Genomic DNA, 18,586 nt, shown 5'->3' on the forward strand with positions numbered 1-18,586 from the left:
ACGGCCCTCCCCGAGGGCACCAAAAAACAGACCCTCCCGAACTGGGTGATACCACGCTACCCGCGTGCGGGCGGCGGCGCTTGTCTAGCCTGACGCAGGTTGGCCAAGCTCACAGCATGCGCGGGGACTCAGTACCCCGGGCCCAAGAACGGGTTCTGCGAGTTGCCCGGATACTGCGGATACGGCGGAGCCTGGGGCGCCTGGGGGGCCTGGCTGGCCGGAACGGGGACCGGTATCGGCACCGGCAGCAGCGGAACGTGGATCCACTGCGTCGTCATCGGCACCGTCGTCGTCGGAGTGGTCGACGGCGCCTGGGCCGTCGGCGGCGGCGTGGTGGTCGGCGGCGGCGGAGGCGCGGTGGTCATCGCCGTCGTGACGGGTGGCGGCGGGGGCTGCGTGGTGACCGGCGGGGTGGGCGCGGGTGGGTTTTGGTGGTTTTCGATGCCCGTGAGGGTGTAGGCCACGCCGCCGATCGCGGTCATCGCGACCACGGCGCACATCCCGACGACCAACTGCGAGAGCCGGAGTCGTCGCCACGCGCTCGGTCGGGGCGGTTCCATCACATTGAGACGCATCGACCAGCCGGCCGGGCCGTCTTCGTCGAAGGCCGCGGGGCTGTAGGGCACCCGCACGTCGGCGCCGAATTCGGTTTGCGACCAGGCCAACTCGCGGTCGGTGAGCGCGTCGTGGTCGATCACCAGCACATCGCCGGCCGGCAGGTCGACGACGTCGTTGGCGGCGGACGCGGTGAGCAGGCCGATCGAGGTGCGCGTACGCAGATCCAGCTCCTCGCCGCGCGACGCCAGCTGCAACGCGCCGACGGCGGCGGCCAGGGCTGGCTGCGACGGGCTCACCACCGCCCGGCGACCGTGCACCGAAAGGCGTTCGGTGACAAGCGGAATGCTGGCCCCGCCGCCGACGGTGACCACGGCCGACAGGTCTGCCCAACCCCGCTTGTGGCGGGCCAGCATGTCGTCGAACGCGTAGATGAACCCCGACAGCCGGTCCTGGATGAGATCGCCCAGCTCGTCTCGCGTCAGCTTCATGGTGCACCTGCGCCCGCCGAGCTCGGCGGCGAATTCGACCGCCGTTTCCGTGGACAGCCGCTCCTTGGCCTCCCGGCACTGCTCGCGCAGCAGGCCCAGCTGGCCGACGCCGGCGGTGCTGGCCGGGTCGATGCCGCTGCCGTGTCCGAGCTCCTCGAAAACCTTGAGCAGCACCGCCTGGTCGATCTCGTCGCCGGAGAAGGCCGCGTAACGCATTGTGGGACTCACCAGTTCGAAATCCCCCGCGAGGCTGACCAGGGTGGCGGACGTGCCGCCGCCACCGAAGTCGAGCAGCCCGACGACGCCCGTCGCCGCCAGGCACAGGTCCGCGTTCGCCGCCGTCAGCGCCGCGATGGCGTCCGAGACCAGGCGCGGGGCCATGCCGCTGCGCACGAAGCCCAAATGTGTTCGCAAACCGTTACGCAGCGCCTGCACGTTTGCCGGTTTCCAGTACGCCGGAACGGCGATGGAGATCTCCGAAGCGGCCGAGTCCGCGCCGGCGGCCACCATCATGGCGTCCAGGGCCTCAACCATGAGCAGGTCGGGGTCGTGGGCGGAGCCGTCGGGCGACACCAACGCGACCGAATCCCCGATGCGCTCCACGAAGCCGCGCATCAGCACGCCCGGCTCGTTGAGGGGCGGAGTTTCCGTGTTGTGCGGCGGTAGACCGACTTTCGGCGCGCAGTGCGGATACAGGGTCAGCACAGCGCGGCGTGAAAGCGGTGGACTTCCGTTACACGCGGCGACCAGGTTCGTGGTCCCGATCGACAACCCCACTGGGTCGTACATAGAGCGAATACTTTCGTCTATAGGGGTCGGTGGCCAGCGTTAACCATAGCCGCGGACACGCGGAAAGCCGATGGCTTGCAATGCCATTGGTATCCGCTCGATGTGAGAGCGTCACCGAATCGGAATCCGAAACCTATTGACAAACCAGTCAAGTCACGCCAAAGTGGCGCGGCGCTACACCACGGTCAGCGGCAGCGAACGCCTGGGCTGGAACTGAAAGGACGATCCGCCACTGAATTTCGCCACCGCGACCTCGGGCAGTTCGGCTGCGGGGTCATCGGTTTCGACCAGCTCCGCGGTCCAGTCGGTGGCCGTGCCGCTGACCCGAACCGCGAGGCGGGGATCGATGGCCGTGGCGATCGCCTGCAGCGGCTGCACGGATTCCGGCGAGCACAGCGAGATCCAGGCGCCGTCGTCGTGCGCCGGCGAGCGGTGCACGCTCAGCCGGTTGTCCGCGGTTTCGGCGACGACGTAGCCCGCCGGGTTGAGCAGCGGGTGCAACTCGAACACCTGCCGCGCTCCTTCGATTCCACCGGGGAATTCGAGTGCGCGGTGGATCCGCTCGGCCCCCAGCCCCGCCAGTCCGATCAGGCCGCGGGTGCCGACCGAGACCGCCTGGGCGTCGTCGGCGGCGCGCGCCCGCACCGCGATGGCGAACGACAGGTACAGCAGATGCATCTGCAGGCAGACCTCGTCGGCCATGCGGACCAGCGCCGAATGCGAGAAAGCGCCGAAGTCGAAGTCGGACAGCAAGGGCCCCGAGTAGTCCGCCTGTCCCTGGTCGGACCGATCGACGGGATCCAATTCCCAAGTGGCGGCGCGGGTTTGGCGAACGATGTCCAGTGCGGGAATGCTCTGCGCCTCGGGATGGGACTCGTCGATGACGACGGTCCAGGCGCAGTGCGGCTGCCGGTCGGCGGGCACCCGCGGCGGCCGGTGAATCGGACGCATCTGCGCGCGGGGGTTAGTCGCGACCGCGGTGGCGTCGAACGTCGGGTCCTCGATGGTGTGGCACATGCCGAAGACGTACTCGTCGCCCATCGGCTCCACGTCAAGCAGCGCCCCGCAGTGGTCGAGCTGGAATTCGCCATGCCAGCGGTCGTGAATGGTGTAGCGGAAATCCATGAATTGCGGCGGGGCGCCGATGTCGAGCTGCAGGCCCTTGAAGATGGTCGGCACGTCGACACCCTCGTAGTTCAGCGCCCGCTGCATGCGCTTGGTGTAGACCGGACTGGCGCCGGCCCACTCCTCGATGGCGATCTGCACCATCTCCTCGCGACCGAACTCGGTGATGCACCACGCCATGCCGGAGCGGTCGATCATGTGACCGATCAACAGCAGTTCGGGGACCAGGACGGAAAGCTCCTGACGGGACAACCGCGCGTAACGGGATGGGCTCACCGCCCAAAAATAGTCAGCTTTATGTTATAAAGTCAACAATGTCCATTGCCCCCACCCGGCGCACCAGCGCGCCGCGCAAGCGCGGCGATGACACGCGCACCAAGATCATCGACGAGACGGTGCGCTGCATCGTGGAGGAAGGGTTCGCCGCCGCGACCGCCAAGCACGTGGCCGAGCGGGCGGGCGTGACATGGGGGGTCATCCAATACCACTTCGGCGACCGCAACGGCATGCTCATGGCCGTCGTCGACGACGGAGTGGCCCGGCTGGTCGACAGCCTCTCGTCGGCCAACGTCAGCGAGCTTGCGCTGCGGGAACGCATCGAGGTCGTCGTCGACACCGCCTGGGGCTGTTACAGCAGCCCGACGTCGATGGCGGCATTCGAGATTCTGCGCGCCACCCGCGGCGGCCTGGGCGCGTCATCCCGGCGCCACCTGCTGGAAATGAACGACGCGATCGGCCAGCTCGGCCGGCTGATCACCGACGACCCGGCTAATGCCGGTGTCGCCGAGGTGATTTGGGCCGCCCTGCGGGGTGTGGTGCTGGCCCAGATGATCACCGGGACCGCGGTCGACTGGAGCCTGGAACGACGCGCCCTGATCGACATGGTCACCCGTGTGCTGCAATACCCGGATGACCCCTCATGATGCGGCAGCCGACGTCGAAGCGATCAAACGGCTCAAGTACCGCTACCTACGCGCGCTGGACACCAAGCACTGGGACGACTTCGCCGACACGCTGGCCGAGGACATCAAGGCCGACTACGGGCCGTCGATCGGCAACGAGTTGCACTTCACCAACCGCGCCGACCTGGTGGAGTACATGCGCTCATCGCTCGGACCCAACGTCCTCACCGAGCACCGGGTGACGCACCCGGAAATCGACGTGACCGGTGACACCGCCACGGGCAGCTGGTATTTGCAGGACCGCGTCATCGTGGCGGACTTCAACTTCATGCTGATCGGCGCGGCCTTCTACCGCGACTCCTACCGGCGTACCGAAGCCGGCTGGAAAATCAGCGGAACCGGCTACGACAGGACCTACGACGCGACAATGTCGTTGGCGGGCTTGGACTTCAAGGTCAAGCCCGGCCGCGCTTTGGCGTAGGCGTAGACCTAGGCCACCCGTCGCCGAGCGTGAAGTCAGTGCGAAAAAATCCCCCTTAGCTTCAAGGGATGGATGCAACACATCTGATTGAGGAGTGTTGCTGTGCCGCGTCCGCCGTTGAGGTTTGTTGTCCGTCAGTTCTGGGCTCACATCGGTAATGGCTGTAGTGCCGCGGAGGCCGGTGTCGCCGTCGGCGTGTCGGAACGTTCTGGCTATGGCTGGTTTGCTGATGCTGGCGGCGTGAAACCACGGCTATGTGAACCGAAAAGCGTTGGCCCGCGGCCGAGGCTGACCTTCGAAGACCGGGTCGAGATCGAAATTGGTGTCAGGACGAACGAATCGTTGCACTCGATCGGCAACCGGCTGGGCCGGCCGGCGTCGACGATCAAACGCGAGATCGACGCCAACGGGGTGGACAACAGCTACGACGGGCGCAAATCCGGTTATCGGCGCAAGGAAGCCTTCGGGGCGCGCCAGAGCGGCAAAACCGCGCACGTTCAGTATCGGGCCCTCAGGGCCCAAGCACGCTCCGATGAACGTGCCCGGCGTCCCAAGCAGAGCACGCTGGCGGCAAATGACCGATTGCGTCAGGAGGTGCAGACTCGGTTAGACGACTTCCATAGTCCCGGCCAGATCGCGGTGGGGCTGCGGCGGGATTTTCCTGACGATGCGGAGATGTGGGTGTCACACGAAGCCATCTATCAGGCGATTTACGTGCAAGGCCGCGGCCACTTGCGCCGCGATATCCACCGCTGCCTGCGCACCGGGCGGGCGTTGCGCAAACCGCGCAGCATCCCCGGTGAGCGCCGGGGTCGTATCCCCAACATGGTCAACATCAGCGAGCGTCCACCGGAGGTGGCCGACCGCGCGGTGCCTGGCCACTGGGAAGGCGACCTCATGTTGGGCAGCACCGAATCGGGCTCGGCGATCGGCACCCTCGTCGAGCGCAGCACCCGATTCGTCATGCTGTTGCACCTGCCCGACAACCACGGCGCGCTGGCCGTCCAGGACGCGATCGTGGCCAAGATGGCCCAGCTGCCGGCGATGCTGCGCCGCACGTTGACCTGGGACCAAGGCAAGGAAATGGCCAACCACATCGCCATCGCCGCAGCCACCGACTTGGATATCTACTTTTGTGATCCGCACTCCCCGTGGCAGCGCGGCAGCAACGAAAACACCAACGGGCTACTGCGCCAGTGGTTTGCTAAAGGCACTGACCTGTCGGTGTTTCCGGCCGACTATCTGGACTACGTCGCGGCCAAACTCAACAATCGGCCACGCCAAACACTGGACTGGAAAACCCCCGCCGAAGCCCTCGACGAACTACTGTCCAACCCGACCAAACCACCCACTGTTGCATCCATCGCCTGAAAGCGCCCCCCGAAAACGTCACCATGGCTTCACGTTCGGCGAACCCGGCTCGGTTCAGTACCTGCCGAAGACCATGGCGACGTTGTGGCCGCCGAAGCCGAACGAGTTGTTGATCGCGTACTTGTAGTCACCCGGCCGCGGCTTGCCCGCCACCACGTCCAGATCGATCTCCGGATCGAGGTTTTCCAGGTTCAGCGTGGGCGGAACGATCTGGTCCCGCAGCGCCAGCACGGTCAGGATCGACTCCACCGCGCCGACCGCACCCACCGAGTGACCCAGCGCGGCCTTGGGCGCGTACACCGCCGCGTTTCCGCCGTGCGGTCCCAGCGCGTTGTTGATGGCCTTGCCCTCGGCCAGATCGCCCACCGAGGTGCCCGTGGCATGCGCGTTCACATGGTCGATGTCGCCCGGCGTCAGGCCCGCCAGCTGAATCGCCCTCGACATCGCGTGCCCGGCGCGTTCCCCGTTGGGGTCCGGGGCCACCATGTGGTAGCCGTCGGAGGTGATGCTGGCCCCCATCAGCCGCGCCAGGATCGGCGCGCCGCGGGCCTTGGCGTGCTCCTCGGTCTCGATCACCATCAGCGCGCCGGCCTCGCCGAACACGAAGCCGGTCCGGTCCCGGTCGAACGGGCGGCAGGCGCCCGCCGGGTCGTCGTTCTTGGTGGACATCACGATGCGCATCTGGGCGAACGCGGCGATCGCCACCGCCTCGATCTTGACCTCGACCCCGCCGCAGATGGCGATGTCGGCCTCGCCGAACACGATGTTGCGCCACGCCTGGGCGATGCCCTCGGAACCCGACGCACACGCCGACACCGTCGTGATCACCCCGGCCCTGGCGTGCCGCTCCAGCCCGACGGCCGCGGCGGCGCCGTTGGGCATGTACTTCTGCACCGCGAGCGGCGACACGGCCTTGAGCCCGCGGGCGCGCATGTCGTCGTAGCTGAAGACGATTTGCTCGGCCGATCCGAGGCCGGTGCCGATGGAGACCATCAGCCGGTCGGGATCGACCTCGGGCGAGCCGGCGTTCTCCCACACCCGGCGGCTCAGCTGGGCGGACATCCGCTGCAGGTAGCCCATCCGGTGGCGCTCGGCGCGGGTCAATCCGTCGTCGAACTCCTCCAGCAGGTGTCCGCCGATGCGCACGGGCAGGTCATAGTGTTCGACGAACGAGTCATCAAGGGTTCGGATGCCGCTTTGGCGGTCCAGCAACAGCTTCCAGGTGTTCTCGGCGTCGGTCGCCAGAGCGGTGCTCATGGCGACGCCGGTGACGACGACATTCGGCAGGGTTTTCCCGGTAACCAGCTCTGTCATCGCAAGGCGCCTTCCGTGCTCGAGTAACACCCAAGCGTCGTCCACGTCGCCGAATCATGCAAACACCGCAGGCCCAGGCGGGTCGCCGGGCTATTTCGTAATCGCGATCACCGCGCCGGGGCGCAGCCAGCGGATGATCTGGACCAGCGTCGGGTCGTCGATCGCCACGCAGCCCTCGGTGGGGGCGCCGTCGGTGGTGTGGAAGAAGAATGCCGAACCGCCGCCCGGGACCTTGTTCTTGTTGACGCCCATGACGACCGCGTGTTTGTACTGCGGGATCTGCAGGTTCTCGCTGGCGGCGGTGCTGAACGGGCACTGCGCCTTCTGGCAGATCTGCATGCTGTTGAAGGTGGGGCTGTGGTCGTCGCCGCTCCACCAGTGGTTGGGCCCGACCTGCGTATAGGGCAGTCCCCCACCGGGATTCGGCGCGGTGCCGAAGGCGGAGTCGAGGGTGTAAACCCCCATCGGGGTGGCCGGAACCCCGCTGCGGGCCTGCGGCGCCATGCCCGCGGAACCGACGTGGGTGGGGATGCCCGTCACCAGCGCCTGCCAACCGGCGGCGGTGCGCTGGTAGATGTCCATCGTCGCGTTGGAGCCGCCGGTGCTGACGACCGAAACCACCTGCGTGGCGTTGCCGACGGAGTTCGCGAACCAGGGAGCGGCCGCATTACCCGCGGGTGCCGACAGGACCGACGCGGCGATCAGGCACGCCCCGGCGCACAGCGAAGCGAGCAGTCGGCGCATGGATTCAATGGTCGGGCGGCGCGAACCCGCTGGTCAAGTAAAGGTTTAGACCCGGTTACGTAACTGCGCCGTGATCACCGGCGCGGGATCGGCCGGCGCGCTGGCAAAGGGCCGAAACACCAACAGGCAGAGCAGGAAATAGAGGTATCCCAGCGACCACCCGGCCAGCACATCGGTCGGGTAGTGCACGTTCAACGCCACCCGGGCGATCCCGACCAGCACCAGGCTCAGCGCGGTCACCGCGATCGCGACGCGGCCGAGCGCGCGGCTCAGCATCGGGAGCAGGAACACCAGCAGGGCCAGCAACGCGGACGTCGCCTCCAGCGCGTGCCCCGAGGGAAACGACCAGGAGGGCACTGCCACCAGCATGGTCGACGGTCTCGGGCGGTCCACCAGGCCCTTGGCCGCCCACGTCACCAACCCGTTCAGCGGCGCACAGGCGAACAGCACGAGCGCCGCCCGCACGTCGCGCCGCACCAGCGCGGCCACCGTCGCCGCCATCCCTACCAGCCGCAACGTCACCGGCCCCAGCGCGAACGACACCCCGTCCCAGAAACTCACCCACGCCGGGTGTTTGATGCCGAGGTCGTGGGCGGGGTTCAACAACGACGAGTCGAGGCGCTGGGGCCAACTCCAGTGCCGGCAGTAGCCCACCCACATGACCGCGTACACGAGCGCGGCGGCCAGGGCGACGCCCACGGCCCAGCCGGTGCGGGGGCGGGTCATGAGTCAACGGATACCAGGCCGGTCATACTGGGCGACATGGCGGTCTTCGTCCGCAGGTTGTTCGGCATCGGCAAGCTTCCCGCCGACCTGCACGCCCAGGTCGAGGCGGAGGGCCTGATCTACCTCGCCGACTATGTCGCGGTGACCCGGCGCTTCAGCGGCACCATCCCCGGCGTGCGATCGCCGCACAGCGTCGCCAGTTACGCCGGCTCGCTGGTCTTCACCTCGGAGCGGGTGCTGGCGACGCTGTCCATGCTGCCCAAGCTGGCCGGGCCCACCGTCGACGCGCGCTGGGACGGACCGCAGACGGGCGCGGCCAAGGTCGAGATCTCGTCGACCGGTGTGCAGGTCGACGTCGACGTCGCCGAGGTAGACCCGAAGTTCAGCGGGGAGCTGTCGCTGCACTACAAGGCGGCGGTCCCGGACGAGGTGCTCGCCGAGCTGCCGCGGCGATCGCTGGCCTTCGACATGCCGCCCGAATACGTCTTCCGCGCGGTCGGCGTCACCTATTCGCCGTGATCGTCACCGCGCCGATCGCTTTTCTACGATGACTGGTGTGACCGATCCGGCCTTCAGCCCCGAGGAGCGGCGGGCCGTCTATCGGGTGATCTCCGAACGACGCGACATGCGCCGGTTCTCGCCCGGCGGCGTGGTCGCCGAGGACGTGCTGGCGCGATTGTTGCAGGCCGCGCACGCCGCGCCCAGCGTCGGCCTGATGCAGCCATGGCGCTTCATCCGGATCACCGACGACACGCTGCGTCGACGCATTCACGCGCTGGTCGACGAGGAACGTCCGCTCACGGCCGCGGCGCTGGGAGAGCGGGCCGAGGAGTTTTTGGCGCTCAAGGTCGAGGGCATCCTCGAGTGCGCCGAGCTGTTCGTGGTGGCGCTGTGCGACAACCGCGAGAGGCACGTGTTCGGCCGGCGGACGCTGCCGCAGATGGATCTGGCGTCGGTGTCGTGCGCCATCCAGAACCTCTGGCTGGCCGCGCGCTCCGAAGGCCTTGGCATGGGCTGGGTTTCCCTGTTCGACCCGCGGCGGTTGGCGGCCTTGCTGGCGATGCCCGCCGACGCCGAGCCGGTGGCCATCCTGTGTCTGGGGCCGGTGCCCGAGTTTCCCGACCGGCCGGCCCTGGAGCTCGACGGCTGGGCTCTCGGGCGGCCGCTGCCGGAGTTCGTGTCCGAGAACGAATGGGGATCGCGCGGAGCATAACGCCCGCAGGCCGCAGACGCCCTGCTGTATCGTCGCCGGTCGAGGTGACGGTATGACGGCTCAACACGCCAAAGACAACCTGCTGATCGTGCACTGGCACGACCTGGGGCGATATCTCGGCGCCTACGGCCACCCGGACGTGGCCAGCCCGCGGCTGGACCGGCTTGCCGCCGAGGGCATCCTGTTCACCAGGGCCCATGCCACCGCGCCGCTGTGCTCGCCGTCGCGCGGATCGCTGTTCACCGGGCGCTACCCGCAAAGCAACGGGCTCGTCGGCCTGGCGCACCACGGCTGGGAATATCGCAGCGGCGTGCGGACTCTACCCCAGGTGTTGTCCGAATCGGGTTGGTATTCCGCCCTTTTCGGGATGCAACACGAGACGTCCTACCCCAAGCGGCTTGGCTTCGACGAGTTCGACGTGTCCAACTCCTACTGCGACTACGTGGTGGACCGAACGGAGGAATGGCTGCAGGACAGCGCCGAGAACCTTGCGGGCCAGCCGTTTCTGCTGACCGCGGGCTTCTTCGAGACGCACCGGCCCTACCCGCGCGAACGCTACGAGCCCGCCGACGCCGCGGAGGTCGATCCCCCCGACTACCTGCCCGACACCCCCGACGTTCGTGGCGACCTCGCCGACTTCTACGGGGCGATCGCCACGGCCGACGCAGCCGTCGGCCGGCTGCTGGACGCGCTGGCTCATACGGGGCTCGACGCCAACACGTGGGTGGTGTTCTTCACCGATCACGGGCCGGCGTTTCCGCGCGCGAAATCCACGCTGTACGACGCCGGAACCGGCATCGGCATGATCATCCGCCCTCCCACCAAACGCGCGGTGGCGCCGCGAGTTTACGACGAGCTGTTCAGCGGCGTCGATCTGGTGCCGACCCTGCTCGGGCTCCTGGGCGTGCACGTGCCGGCCGACGTGGAAGGAATGTCACACGCCGACGCGCTGCTGGCGCCCCGGCCGCACGCCGACCCGGTCCGGCAGCACGTGTACACCATGAAGACCTACCACGACTCGTTCGACCCCATCCGCGCGATTCGCACCAAGGAATACAGCTACATCGAGAATTACGCGGCCCGTCCGCTGCTCGACCTGCCGTTGGACATTCAGGAGAGCCCGTCGGGGCTGGCGGTCGCACCGTTGATTTCGGGCCCGCGCCCCGAGCGCGAACTTTACGACCTGCGAACCGATCCCAGCGAAACCACCAACCTGCTGGCGGGTGCCGAGGGCGACGACGCGGACGCGGAAGCGATCGCCGCCGATCTGGCTGTGCGCCTGCATGATTGGCGCCAGCACACCGGCGACGTCATACCGTCGGAGTTTGCCGGCTACCGCATCGCCCTGCGCTATACCGAGACGTATCTGCAGATTCACCGCACGAAACCGACCAGCCGCTCGGCGATCGCCGTCGACCGCGGCATCGAGGAATAGATTCAGCTCCCGGAGCGCTGGGCGCCGCCGACCTCGGCGACGATAAACACCCGCCGGAACGGGAAGATCGTCGTGCCGTCGGCGCGGGGCGGGTACGCGTCGTCCAGCAGCGGGATGAGCTCGCGACGAAACTGCTCCCAGCCCTCGTCGTCGAGCCGCTCGCGCACCGGCACCAGCGCGGTGCCGGTGATCCACTCCAACACCGGATTCTCACCGGTCAGCTGATGCAGATAGGTGCTCTCCCACACGTCGATCTTGCAGCCGGCGTCCAGCAGCAGGTTGGCGTAGTTGATCGGCGGCTGGACCACCGCGCCCACCCGAAACGGTATGTCGCGCATCAGTTTTGCGTACGGCTCGCGGCGGGCCAGCGCCCGCACGGTGGCGTGCGAAGGGGTTTCGAAGTTGCCCGGGATCTGCACGCCGATCCACGAGCCGGGCGCCAGCTCGCCGGCCCACCGCACCAGCAGATCGGCGTGCTCGGGCACCCAATGCAGGGCGGCGTTGCAGATCACCACGTCGGTGTCGGGTTTGGGCTTCCAGTCCCGCAAGTCGCCGATGACGGCGTCGATGCCGCGCTCCTTGGCCGCGGCGACCATCTCCGGCGAGCTGTCCACCGCCTCGATCGCCGCCTCCGGCCAGCGCCGGGCCAGGTACTTGGTCAGGTGGCCCGGGCCGCAGCCCAGGTCGACCACTCGACGCGCCTGCTTGGCACCCACTCGCGAGACCAGGTCATAGAACGGGCGGCTGCGATGGTCGGCAAAGGCCAGGTAGACGTCGGGATCCCACATGTCGGTCCTCCTGATCAACACCAGCACCGGTCGAGCTGATAGATAAACCGTATTACCGCATGCGGCCCCGCCCCCGACCGAGTGGGCGATAGCATCGCGTTTGTGACACCGCCCGACCCGGATCCGGTCAATCCCCCGGTTCCCGTTCCGGATGTTCCCGGCGCCGACGTTCCCGCCGGTGCCGCGGGATTGCCGCCGCGCTCCGCGCTGTCGCCCCGTCAGCGAATGGTCGTGGAGGCGGCGGCCATCTCCGACCTCGCGCTGCGCACCGCGGTCGCGTCGGTACTGACCACCACCGTCACGCCGGCCGTGCTGGCCACGTCGGTGCGCTCCGGCAGCGAACGCGACAGCCTGCGCTTCTACGCCGAGCTCGGCGCCGAACGCGACCCGGGCAAGTCGTTTCCGGCGCCCACCGAGCCGCCCACGGTGACGTCGCGGCCGGCCAATCGGCTCGCGGAGTGGATCGCCCACGGCACCGTGGACAACATCTCGTTTCCCAGCAGCTTCCGGGCGATCAATCCCGCGCTGCGCACGCGCTGGAGCGCGTTGTCCGCCAACAACATCGTGCACGCGCAGCACTGGCGTCATGGCGACGGACCGCACCCCACGCTGTGCGTCATCCACGGCTTCATGGGGTCGTCGTATCTGGCCAACGGACGGTTCTTCACGCTGCCCTGGTACTACCGTTCCGGCTATGACGTCCTGATGTACACGCTGCCGTTTCACGGCCCGCGGGCCGAAAAGTATTCGCCGTTCAGCGGTTTCGGGTATTTCGCCGGCGGGCTGTGCGGTTTCGCCGAGGCGATGGCCCAGGCCGTGCACGACTTCCGGTCCATCATCGACTACCTGCGCCACACGGGCGTCGAGCGCATCGCGCTGACCGGCATATCGCTGGGCGGCTACACCTCCGCGCTGGTGGCTTCCGTCGACGATCGGCTCGAGGCCGTCATCCCCAACTGCCCGGTCGTGACGCCGTCAACCATGTTCGACGAATGGTTCCCGGCCAACAAGCTCATGGGCCTTGGGCTGCGGATGTCCAAGATCAGCCGTGACGAGCTCGCCGCCGGATTGTCCTATCACTCGCCGCTGAACTACCGGCCCCTGATCGGAAAGGACCGCCGGATGATCATCACCGGCCTCGGCGATCGGATGGCCCCGCCGGGACAGGCCGTCACGCTGTGGGAGCACTGGAATCGCTGTGCGCTGCACTGGTTTCCGGGAAGCCATGTGCTGCATGTGAGCCAGCTGGACTATCTGCGCCGGATGACCCGGTTTCTGCGCGGGGTCATGTTCTAGCGGTTTGCGCCGGCGGCGCCCGGTGGGCTCCGGCCTCCGGAGTCGGCCAGGCCAGTCCCGCCAGGACGCCGGGGGGCTCGTCGGCGTGTCCGTCGAGGCGTTGCGCCGACGACAGATCCAGCGCGGCCAGCGCGGGCCGGTGGTTACCGCGCTGCGGGGTCAGCCCTGCCAGCGGCGCCGCACCGGCGGGGGGCGTATCGGTCAAGAACGCGCAGGCGGCCGCGAGGGTGCGGTGGTTTCGGTCGCCGGCGATCTCTAGCGCCGTGCACGTCTCGCGCACCGGGTACGACCGGATCGCGTCCAGCGTTTCGGCCAATCCACCGTCGACGCGGACCCGATAGGCCGCAATGTAATCCGAGTCGCCGCGCTGCACACCCCGCCAGGTCTCGCGGGCGTTGGGCGCCAGTAGCCGCGGGACGTCGCCGGGTGCGACGGTGGCGGCGTCCCAGCCGATTTCACGCAGGTGGTCAGCCAGCCGGCGCGCGGCCACCTGGGCGGTCTCGGTCAGCGGTATCCGCGACGAGCGGGCCTGCAGCGCCGCCAGGTTGTCGGCCGCAGACACCGTGAGCCCGACCCAGGTCTGGCGCCTCGAGGAGTCGGATGTGTTGTCGCGACTGGTGATTCGGATCTTGTCGGCGCGGACGCCGTAGCGGTCCAGGTAGTCCGCGATGAGCTGCAGCGGGAGCACGTCCGAGTCGCCGAGCGGCGGACCGAGTTGCAGCAACGCGGTTGCGCTTGTGGCAGAGCCCGATTCGGGCACGAACCCCCGGGCGCGCCGCGCCATCGCCAGGCGCCGGCGCAGGATCGTGGTGAGGTGCAGGCCGTGCCACCAGCCGAACAGCACGATCACCACGGCGACCGCGATGCCGAGCACCCAGTAGTCCCGCGGGGACCGCCAGGGGTATGCCATCGCCGCGGGCACCACGGCCAGCAGCGCCAGCGTGATTCGGCCGGTTCCTGGAGCGGGTATCGAGCGGCTCACGGGGTGGTCTCCTTCTTTCTCACGATCGCGGCGACGGCGGCGACGACCGCGACGACGACGGCCAGCGCGGCGGTCCCGACGAACGCGACGGTCCGCGGGGTGGTGTCCTTGGGCGCCGGCGCCGGCGGAACGGTGACCGGCCTGGCCGCCGCCGCGCCGGATGGGTTGCCGGCCGGCAGTTCCCACGTCAGCGCCGCCACGGGGTCCACCGCGCCGGCGCCGACGACGTTGGAGGGCGCCCGGGCCCCGTTGTGGGCGGTGGCGGTGATGCGGTGCACCACCTGCGTCGCGGTCAGTTGCGGATACTTGCTGCGCACCAGCGCCGCGACGCCCGACACATAGCCGGCCGCATAGCTGGTGCCGCTCAACGCGATCAACTGCTGGTGGTCATCGGGCAGGCCGTTGGCGAGGCCGCCGCCGTCGCGGTTGCTGACCGACACGATGTTTTCACCGGGCGCCGCGATGCCCACCCACGGCCCGGCCATGGTGAATTTCGACGGCTCCGCGTCCGGCGTGAGGGAGGCCGCCGACAGCACGTAGGGCTGCCACCACGACGGGATGGAGACCGACGTGACACCGGCCCAGTTGCGCGGGTCGTCGGGGCGGCCGAGGTCGGTGAGCGGGTTGGAGTCACAGGACGTGCCGCCGGCGACCGATCCGGTGGGGCCGTTGTTGCCCGCGGCGGCGACGATCACCGCGTCCTTGTCCACCGCGGCGTAGCGGAGCGCCGCGCCCAGCGCGGCCTGGTCGACCGTGCGGTCGGCGGGCAGACAGGTGATCGCCGAGATGTTGATCACCCGGGCGCCGAGGTCGGCGGCGTGCACGATCGCCCGCGCCAGCGTCGCGACGTCCTGGGATGCCCTGGCCAGCAACGGATCGCCGCCCGGCGTGCGCGGCGAGAATTTCGCGGACGTCATCCTGATCGAGAGCACCCGCGCGGCGGGCGCCACCCCCGAGAACCCGTCGTCGCCGGGCTGGCCGGCGATGATGCCCGCCACCAGGGTGCCGTGCCCGTCGCAGTCGGTCAGGCCGTCGGTGGTCTCGACGAAATCGCCGCCGGGATCGACGTTAGGCAGCCGCGGGCCGGGCCGCACGCCGGTGTCGATGACCGCCACCACTTGGCCCTCCCCCCGGGAAAACCGCCATGCCGCCGGAAGATTCAGCATCGACTGGCTGGGCGTCGCCACGGCCGGATCGCTGCCCGGGATGACACCGGAGGCGCTGCAGGGGCCGCGCTGCTCCATCGGCTGCCCGGGCCCCGGGGTGCCGCTCGGCGGCGGCACGCCGGGGTCCACCTTCGGCTGGTCGACGGCCAGCGCCGACGGACAGGTCCACATCATGGCCGCCAAAGCGGCCGTGACGCAGGCCAATCCGGCTCGGGGCCGCATCATCGATTGAGCACCCAGGCGAACAGACCGACCAGGTAGGCCATCACGGGGATCAGCGAGGCGTCGAGTCCGGCGGCGACAAAGCCCACCAGCCGACGCAGCGGCAGCGAGTAGCTTTCCGGCGCGGCGATGCGCGGATTCAGCGCCACCACCACCCACACCAGCGCGAGCGCGACGAGCACCAGGGCGGCGCAGAGCGCGGCGGCGTACCGCCCCGTCGCGGTGTAGAGCACCAACAGGACACCGGCGACCAGGTACGGCTGGGCGAGCAGCCAGGCCTTGCAGGCGGCCGAGTCCCACACGCGGGCGCGCAGCACGGACGTCACCGCGGTCGCGCCGACCACATACCAGCCGAAGCCCCCCACCGATTCCGGGCGCAGCGCGATCGCTACCGAGCCCAGCGCGCTGAGCAACACCGCGGCGGCGATGAACCCGCTTTGATGGGCGTCGCCGATCCGCACCCGCCGCGGCAGGTCCTCGAGCACGCGCAACGACGGCGCCGACGGGGTGGGATCGCCGGGCGCCGGAATCACGGGCAGCGGGAAGCGCGCCCACAGCGCCGACAGCGGAGCGGCCTCGACGGTGACCAGCAGGGCCGCCACGATAAGCCCGCAGCCGAGGGTCAGTATCGGTAAATGCCAGAGCAATTCGGCGCCGGCGGCCAGCGACACCCCGGCGCCGACGGTCGCGGTCGTGGTGAAGAAGCCCACGACCCGCTCGCGCTCCGGGCCGGGGACCATCAGGGCGATCAGCGACCACGCGGTGACGCCGGCCGCTGCCAGCATCAGCTGCGCCGGGGAGAACCCGCCGGGCACCGCCAACACCAGCGCGGCGCCGACGGGCACGAGGGCCGCGATCGACAGCGCCATTCCGGCGCGCGGGGAACGCGCCGTGCTCAGCAGGCCGATCACCCCGGTCAGCGCCGCGATCGCGGCGACCGCGACCAGCCCGGACAGCGCGCCGGTGGCCACCCGGTAGGTGACGCCCAGACCGGTCCCCAGGAAGGCCACGGCGATCGCGCCGGCCAACGCCGCACGCTGGATATGCGCTGTGCCCCAGGGCCGCAACCGGGAGGCCGAGAAGATCATGGCGGCATCGGCGATGTCCTCGACGATGCCCGGCGCGGCCGGCCCGGCGGGCACCGGCTGCAGCGCCAGCAGGTCGCCGTCGACGACTCCGACGGTGTCCAGGCTGGCGTCCAGGCTGAACGGCGCGCCGCCGATCGGTGCCAGGCTCAGGTGGGTGGCCGCGAGGCCGTCTAGGGCGTCCTCGGTGTCACCGTTGCTGGCCGCCGGGGCCGCCAAACGCTTGACCGCCGGCAGGATTTCGCGCAGCGGGAGCTCGGCCGGCAGGGCCATCTCCGTCAGCCTGCTGTCCGCGAGGATGGCGACGCGCACGATCGGCATCACGGCGCCGGACGTCACTGACATGGTTCTCTCTTCTCTATTTCGTTGCTGTATCTGAACGTTGGGCGTTTATGAACTCTGTGGGGAAAAGTCTCGGGACAGCCGCCGGCCGGGGAACCACTGGCCCTCCGGCAGCAGGCCGACCAGCTGTTCGACCGCGACGGCGATGGCAAACGGCGTGCCCGGGGCGAAAGTGGAGACCCACTCGCCGTCAAAGGCGCGCGACGGGCTGACCAGCACCCGGCCCGCGGCGGTGTCGACGATGCTCATCCCGACCTCGGTGGTCGAGTGCTGCCCGTCGCAGTGGGAGCCGGCGACGATCTCGACGTAGCTGCGCGGGCCGGAGAACACCGACTCCACGACCGGTCGCGCCGACGCCGGAATGCCCAGATAGTCAACGACTTCCGCCAGCGAAGCGCCGGACCGCAGCCGTTCGTCGGCCCGGGCCCCCACCCGCATCGGCATGCTGAACTCGTCGAACCGGGCCGGCGGCCGCTGCGCCAGCCCGACGCCGAGGACCGGGACCAGCCCCCGCGCGTCGTCGATCTCCATGGCGGTGAAGGTGACCAGCTGGGCGCTGCGCAGCGCCACGACGGTTTGCAGCGCCGTGCCGCTCCCACCGGTGCAGCGCTGCGCGACCACGCCACGCAGCAACTCGCCGGCGCCGGTGGCCGCCCCGGATCCCACGTACCGGAGGTCGAGCCACCGGTCCGGGAAGCACACCGTCTTGATCCAGCCGGCGACCGCCGCGTTGACGAGCCCGTCCCCCGACACCAGACCCATCCGGGTCAGCTCGGCGCGCTGCCGCTCGAAGAACTCGGCGCGCTGCGCGGCGTCGCGATAGGGCGTGGTGATCGCGAGAACCCACGGGAAGCTGCCCGCCCCAGTGGTTTCCGCGATATACCACGCGTGGTCAACCGTCAGCTCGACGGCGTTTGGTGCTGCGTTCATCAGGCGGGGGTTAACCGCCCCATTTGGCGGCCTCGGCCTGGTCGCGGGCGAGCATCGCGGTGGTGTTGGCATCGTGGGTGCCGGCCATCGACTGGTAGGCCCGGACCAGGCTGTCCATCGCCTGGTTCCACTGCGCCTGCCACACCTGGTACGTCATCCCGGTGTCGCCCTGCCAGGCGTTGGACAGGGTGGCCTGCTCGCTGGCGATGTCCGAGCCGAGCGCCTGCAACGTGCCGGCGTAGCCCGACATGTCCGCGGCGTGGCCCAGCATCGCGGGGTAGTTGTACATGATTTGCGACATCGCAAGTCCTTTCGCGGTTTAGGGGTCTGATCAGAACGCGGTGTAGCCGGAAGCGGCCGCGGCGTCGGCGGCCACGTAGGTGCCGGCGGCGTCCCCGAGGTTGGCCTGGGCGATGTCGAGCAGGGTGTTGATCCGCGCCGCGACCTCCACGAAGCGGGCGTGGGCGGCCTGAAACGCCGCCGAGGACTCGCCCTGGTGGAACGCCTGCGCCGAGACCGCTTCCTGCTCGGCCTGGCTGATCGTGCTGCGCATCAGCGCCGCCTTGGCGCTGAACGCCGACTGCGCGGCCACCAACTGCGGAATATGAGCGTCCAACATACTCATGGTG

The 18,586-nt window shown here is 69.1% G+C and carries 18 protein-coding genes and 1 pseudogene; 7 read left to right on the plus strand and 12 right to left on the minus strand.

Annotation, left to right across the window (positions count from 1 at the left end; all coding sequences use genetic code 11):
* Positions 1 to 128: 128 nt before the first annotated feature.
* Positions 129 to 1,835, minus strand: a complete 1,707-nt coding sequence (locus MTAB308_RS13960; RefSeq protein WP_077099938.1) for an Hsp70 family protein — start codon at positions 1,833 to 1,835, stop codon at positions 129 to 131.
* Positions 1,836 to 2,009: 174 nt separating this feature from the next.
* Positions 2,010 to 3,236 carry a hypothetical protein gene (locus MTAB308_RS13965; RefSeq protein WP_077099939.1) on the minus strand — a complete coding sequence of 409 codons (1,227 nt, stop codon included), beginning with the start codon at positions 3,234 to 3,236 and terminating at the stop codon, positions 2,010 to 2,012.
* Positions 3,237 to 3,274: 38 nt separating this feature from the next.
* Here MTAB308_RS13965 and MTAB308_RS13970 point away from each other — a divergent pair, with 38 nt between their 5' ends.
* From MTAB308_RS13970 to MTAB308_RS13980, 3 genes are all read left to right on the plus strand, one after another.
* Complete coding sequence (locus tag MTAB308_RS13970) at positions 3,275 to 3,883, plus strand: TetR/AcrR family transcriptional regulator (RefSeq protein WP_077100192.1); 609 nt, start codon at positions 3,275 to 3,277, stop codon at positions 3,881 to 3,883.
* Positions 3,852 to 4,343 (plus strand): nuclear transport factor 2 family protein, encoded by a 492-nt coding sequence (locus MTAB308_RS13975; RefSeq protein ID WP_077099940.1) that lies wholly within the window; start codon positions 3,852 to 3,854, stop codon positions 4,341 to 4,343. The genes MTAB308_RS13970 and MTAB308_RS13975 overlap by 32 nt, the downstream gene beginning before the upstream one ends.
* A gap of 102 nt (positions 4,344 to 4,445) precedes the next feature.
* Complete coding sequence (locus tag MTAB308_RS13980) at positions 4,446 to 5,714, plus strand: IS30 family transposase (RefSeq protein WP_077099686.1); 1,269 nt, start codon at positions 4,446 to 4,448, stop codon at positions 5,712 to 5,714.
* Between the two features lie 54 nt (positions 5,715 to 5,768).
* On the opposite strand, the gene kasB is transcribed toward MTAB308_RS13980, so the two are convergent.
* The 3 genes from kasB to MTAB308_RS13995 form a co-directional block, all read right to left on the minus strand.
* Positions 5,769 to 7,028, minus strand: a complete 1,260-nt coding sequence (gene kasB, locus MTAB308_RS13985) for a 3-oxoacyl-ACP synthase KasB (RefSeq protein ID WP_077099941.1) — start codon at positions 7,026 to 7,028, stop codon at positions 5,769 to 5,771.
* Positions 7,029 to 7,118: 90 nt separating this feature from the next.
* Positions 7,119 to 7,772 carry a L,D-transpeptidase family protein gene (locus tag MTAB308_RS13990; protein WP_077099942.1) on the minus strand — a complete coding sequence of 218 codons (654 nt, stop codon included), beginning with the start codon at positions 7,770 to 7,772 and terminating at the stop codon, positions 7,119 to 7,121.
* Between the two features lie 45 nt (positions 7,773 to 7,817).
* The gene (locus MTAB308_RS13995; RefSeq protein ID WP_077099943.1) at positions 7,818 to 8,498 is read right to left on the minus strand and encodes a phosphatase PAP2 family protein; all 681 of its coding nucleotides are present in this window, start codon (positions 8,496 to 8,498) and stop codon (positions 7,818 to 7,820) included.
* Positions 8,499 to 8,534: 36 nt separating this feature from the next.
* Between MTAB308_RS13995 and MTAB308_RS14000 the strand changes: the two genes are divergently transcribed.
* From MTAB308_RS14000 to MTAB308_RS14010, 3 genes are read left to right on the plus strand one after another with little or no spacing between them, the layout of a single operon-like run.
* Positions 8,535 to 9,017, plus strand: a complete 483-nt coding sequence (locus tag MTAB308_RS14000; protein ID WP_077099944.1) for a hypothetical protein — start codon at positions 8,535 to 8,537, stop codon at positions 9,015 to 9,017.
* A gap of 28 nt (positions 9,018 to 9,045) precedes the next feature.
* A complete protein-coding gene (bluB, locus tag MTAB308_RS14005; protein ID WP_077099945.1) occupies positions 9,046 to 9,711 on the plus strand; it encodes a 5,6-dimethylbenzimidazole synthase in 666 nt (221 codons plus the stop codon).
* A 52-nt stretch (positions 9,712 to 9,763) separates the two neighbouring features.
* Positions 9,764 to 11,146 (plus strand): sulfatase family protein, encoded by a 1,383-nt coding sequence (locus tag MTAB308_RS14010; protein WP_077099946.1) that lies wholly within the window; start codon positions 9,764 to 9,766, stop codon positions 11,144 to 11,146.
* Positions 11,147 to 11,148: 2 nt separating this feature from the next.
* Here MTAB308_RS14010 and MTAB308_RS14015 read toward each other — a convergent pair whose 3' ends face one another.
* Positions 11,149 to 11,934: a trans-aconitate 2-methyltransferase gene (locus tag MTAB308_RS14015; protein ID WP_077100193.1), complete on the minus strand. Its 786-nt coding sequence runs from the start codon at positions 11,932 to 11,934 to the stop codon at positions 11,149 to 11,151.
* Positions 11,935 to 12,036: 102 nt separating this feature from the next.
* Between MTAB308_RS14015 and MTAB308_RS14020 the strand changes: the two genes are divergently transcribed.
* Entirely contained in the window at positions 12,037 to 13,230 is a 1,194-nt protein-coding gene (locus MTAB308_RS14020) for an alpha/beta hydrolase family protein (RefSeq protein ID WP_077100194.1), read from the plus strand.
* On the opposite strand, the gene eccE is transcribed toward MTAB308_RS14020, so the two are convergent.
* The 6 genes and pseudogenes from eccE to MTAB308_RS14050 all read right to left on the minus strand — a co-directional run bounded on the left by eccE (position 13,220) and on the right by MTAB308_RS14050 (position 18,582).
* Complete coding sequence (gene eccE / locus MTAB308_RS14025; RefSeq protein ID WP_077099947.1) at positions 13,220 to 14,212, minus strand: type VII secretion protein EccE; 993 nt, start codon at positions 14,210 to 14,212, stop codon at positions 13,220 to 13,222. The genes MTAB308_RS14020 and eccE overlap by 11 nt on opposite strands.
* Positions 14,208 to 15,600, minus strand: a pseudogene (mycP, locus tag MTAB308_RS14030) (type VII secretion-associated serine protease mycosin); the annotation flags it as partial. The gene eccE and the pseudogene mycP, both read right to left, overlap by 5 nt.
* Complete coding sequence (eccD, locus tag MTAB308_RS14035) at positions 15,600 to 17,030, minus strand: type VII secretion integral membrane protein EccD (protein WP_108637288.1); 1,431 nt, start codon at positions 17,028 to 17,030, stop codon at positions 15,600 to 15,602. The gene eccD and the pseudogene mycP, both read right to left, overlap by 1 nt.
* A gap of 45 nt (positions 17,031 to 17,075) precedes the next feature.
* Positions 17,076 to 17,957 (minus strand): ESX secretion-associated protein EspG, encoded by an 882-nt coding sequence (locus MTAB308_RS14040; RefSeq protein WP_077099950.1) that lies wholly within the window; start codon positions 17,955 to 17,957, stop codon positions 17,076 to 17,078.
* Between the two features lie 10 nt (positions 17,958 to 17,967).
* On the minus strand, positions 17,968 to 18,258 hold the full coding sequence (locus tag MTAB308_RS14045; protein ID WP_066968224.1) for a WXG100 family type VII secretion target: 291 nt from the start codon (positions 18,256 to 18,258) through the stop codon (positions 17,968 to 17,970).
* A gap of 30 nt (positions 18,259 to 18,288) precedes the next feature.
* The gene (locus MTAB308_RS14050) at positions 18,289 to 18,582 is read right to left on the minus strand and encodes a WXG100 family type VII secretion target (protein WP_066917492.1); all 294 of its coding nucleotides are present in this window, start codon (positions 18,580 to 18,582) and stop codon (positions 18,289 to 18,291) included.
* Positions 18,583 to 18,586 lie beyond the last annotated feature (4 nt).

Source organism: Mycobacterium terramassiliense, assembly GCF_900157385.1.
GTDB classification, from domain to species: Bacteria; Actinomycetota; Actinomycetes; order Mycobacteriales; family Mycobacteriaceae; genus Mycobacterium; species Mycobacterium terramassiliense.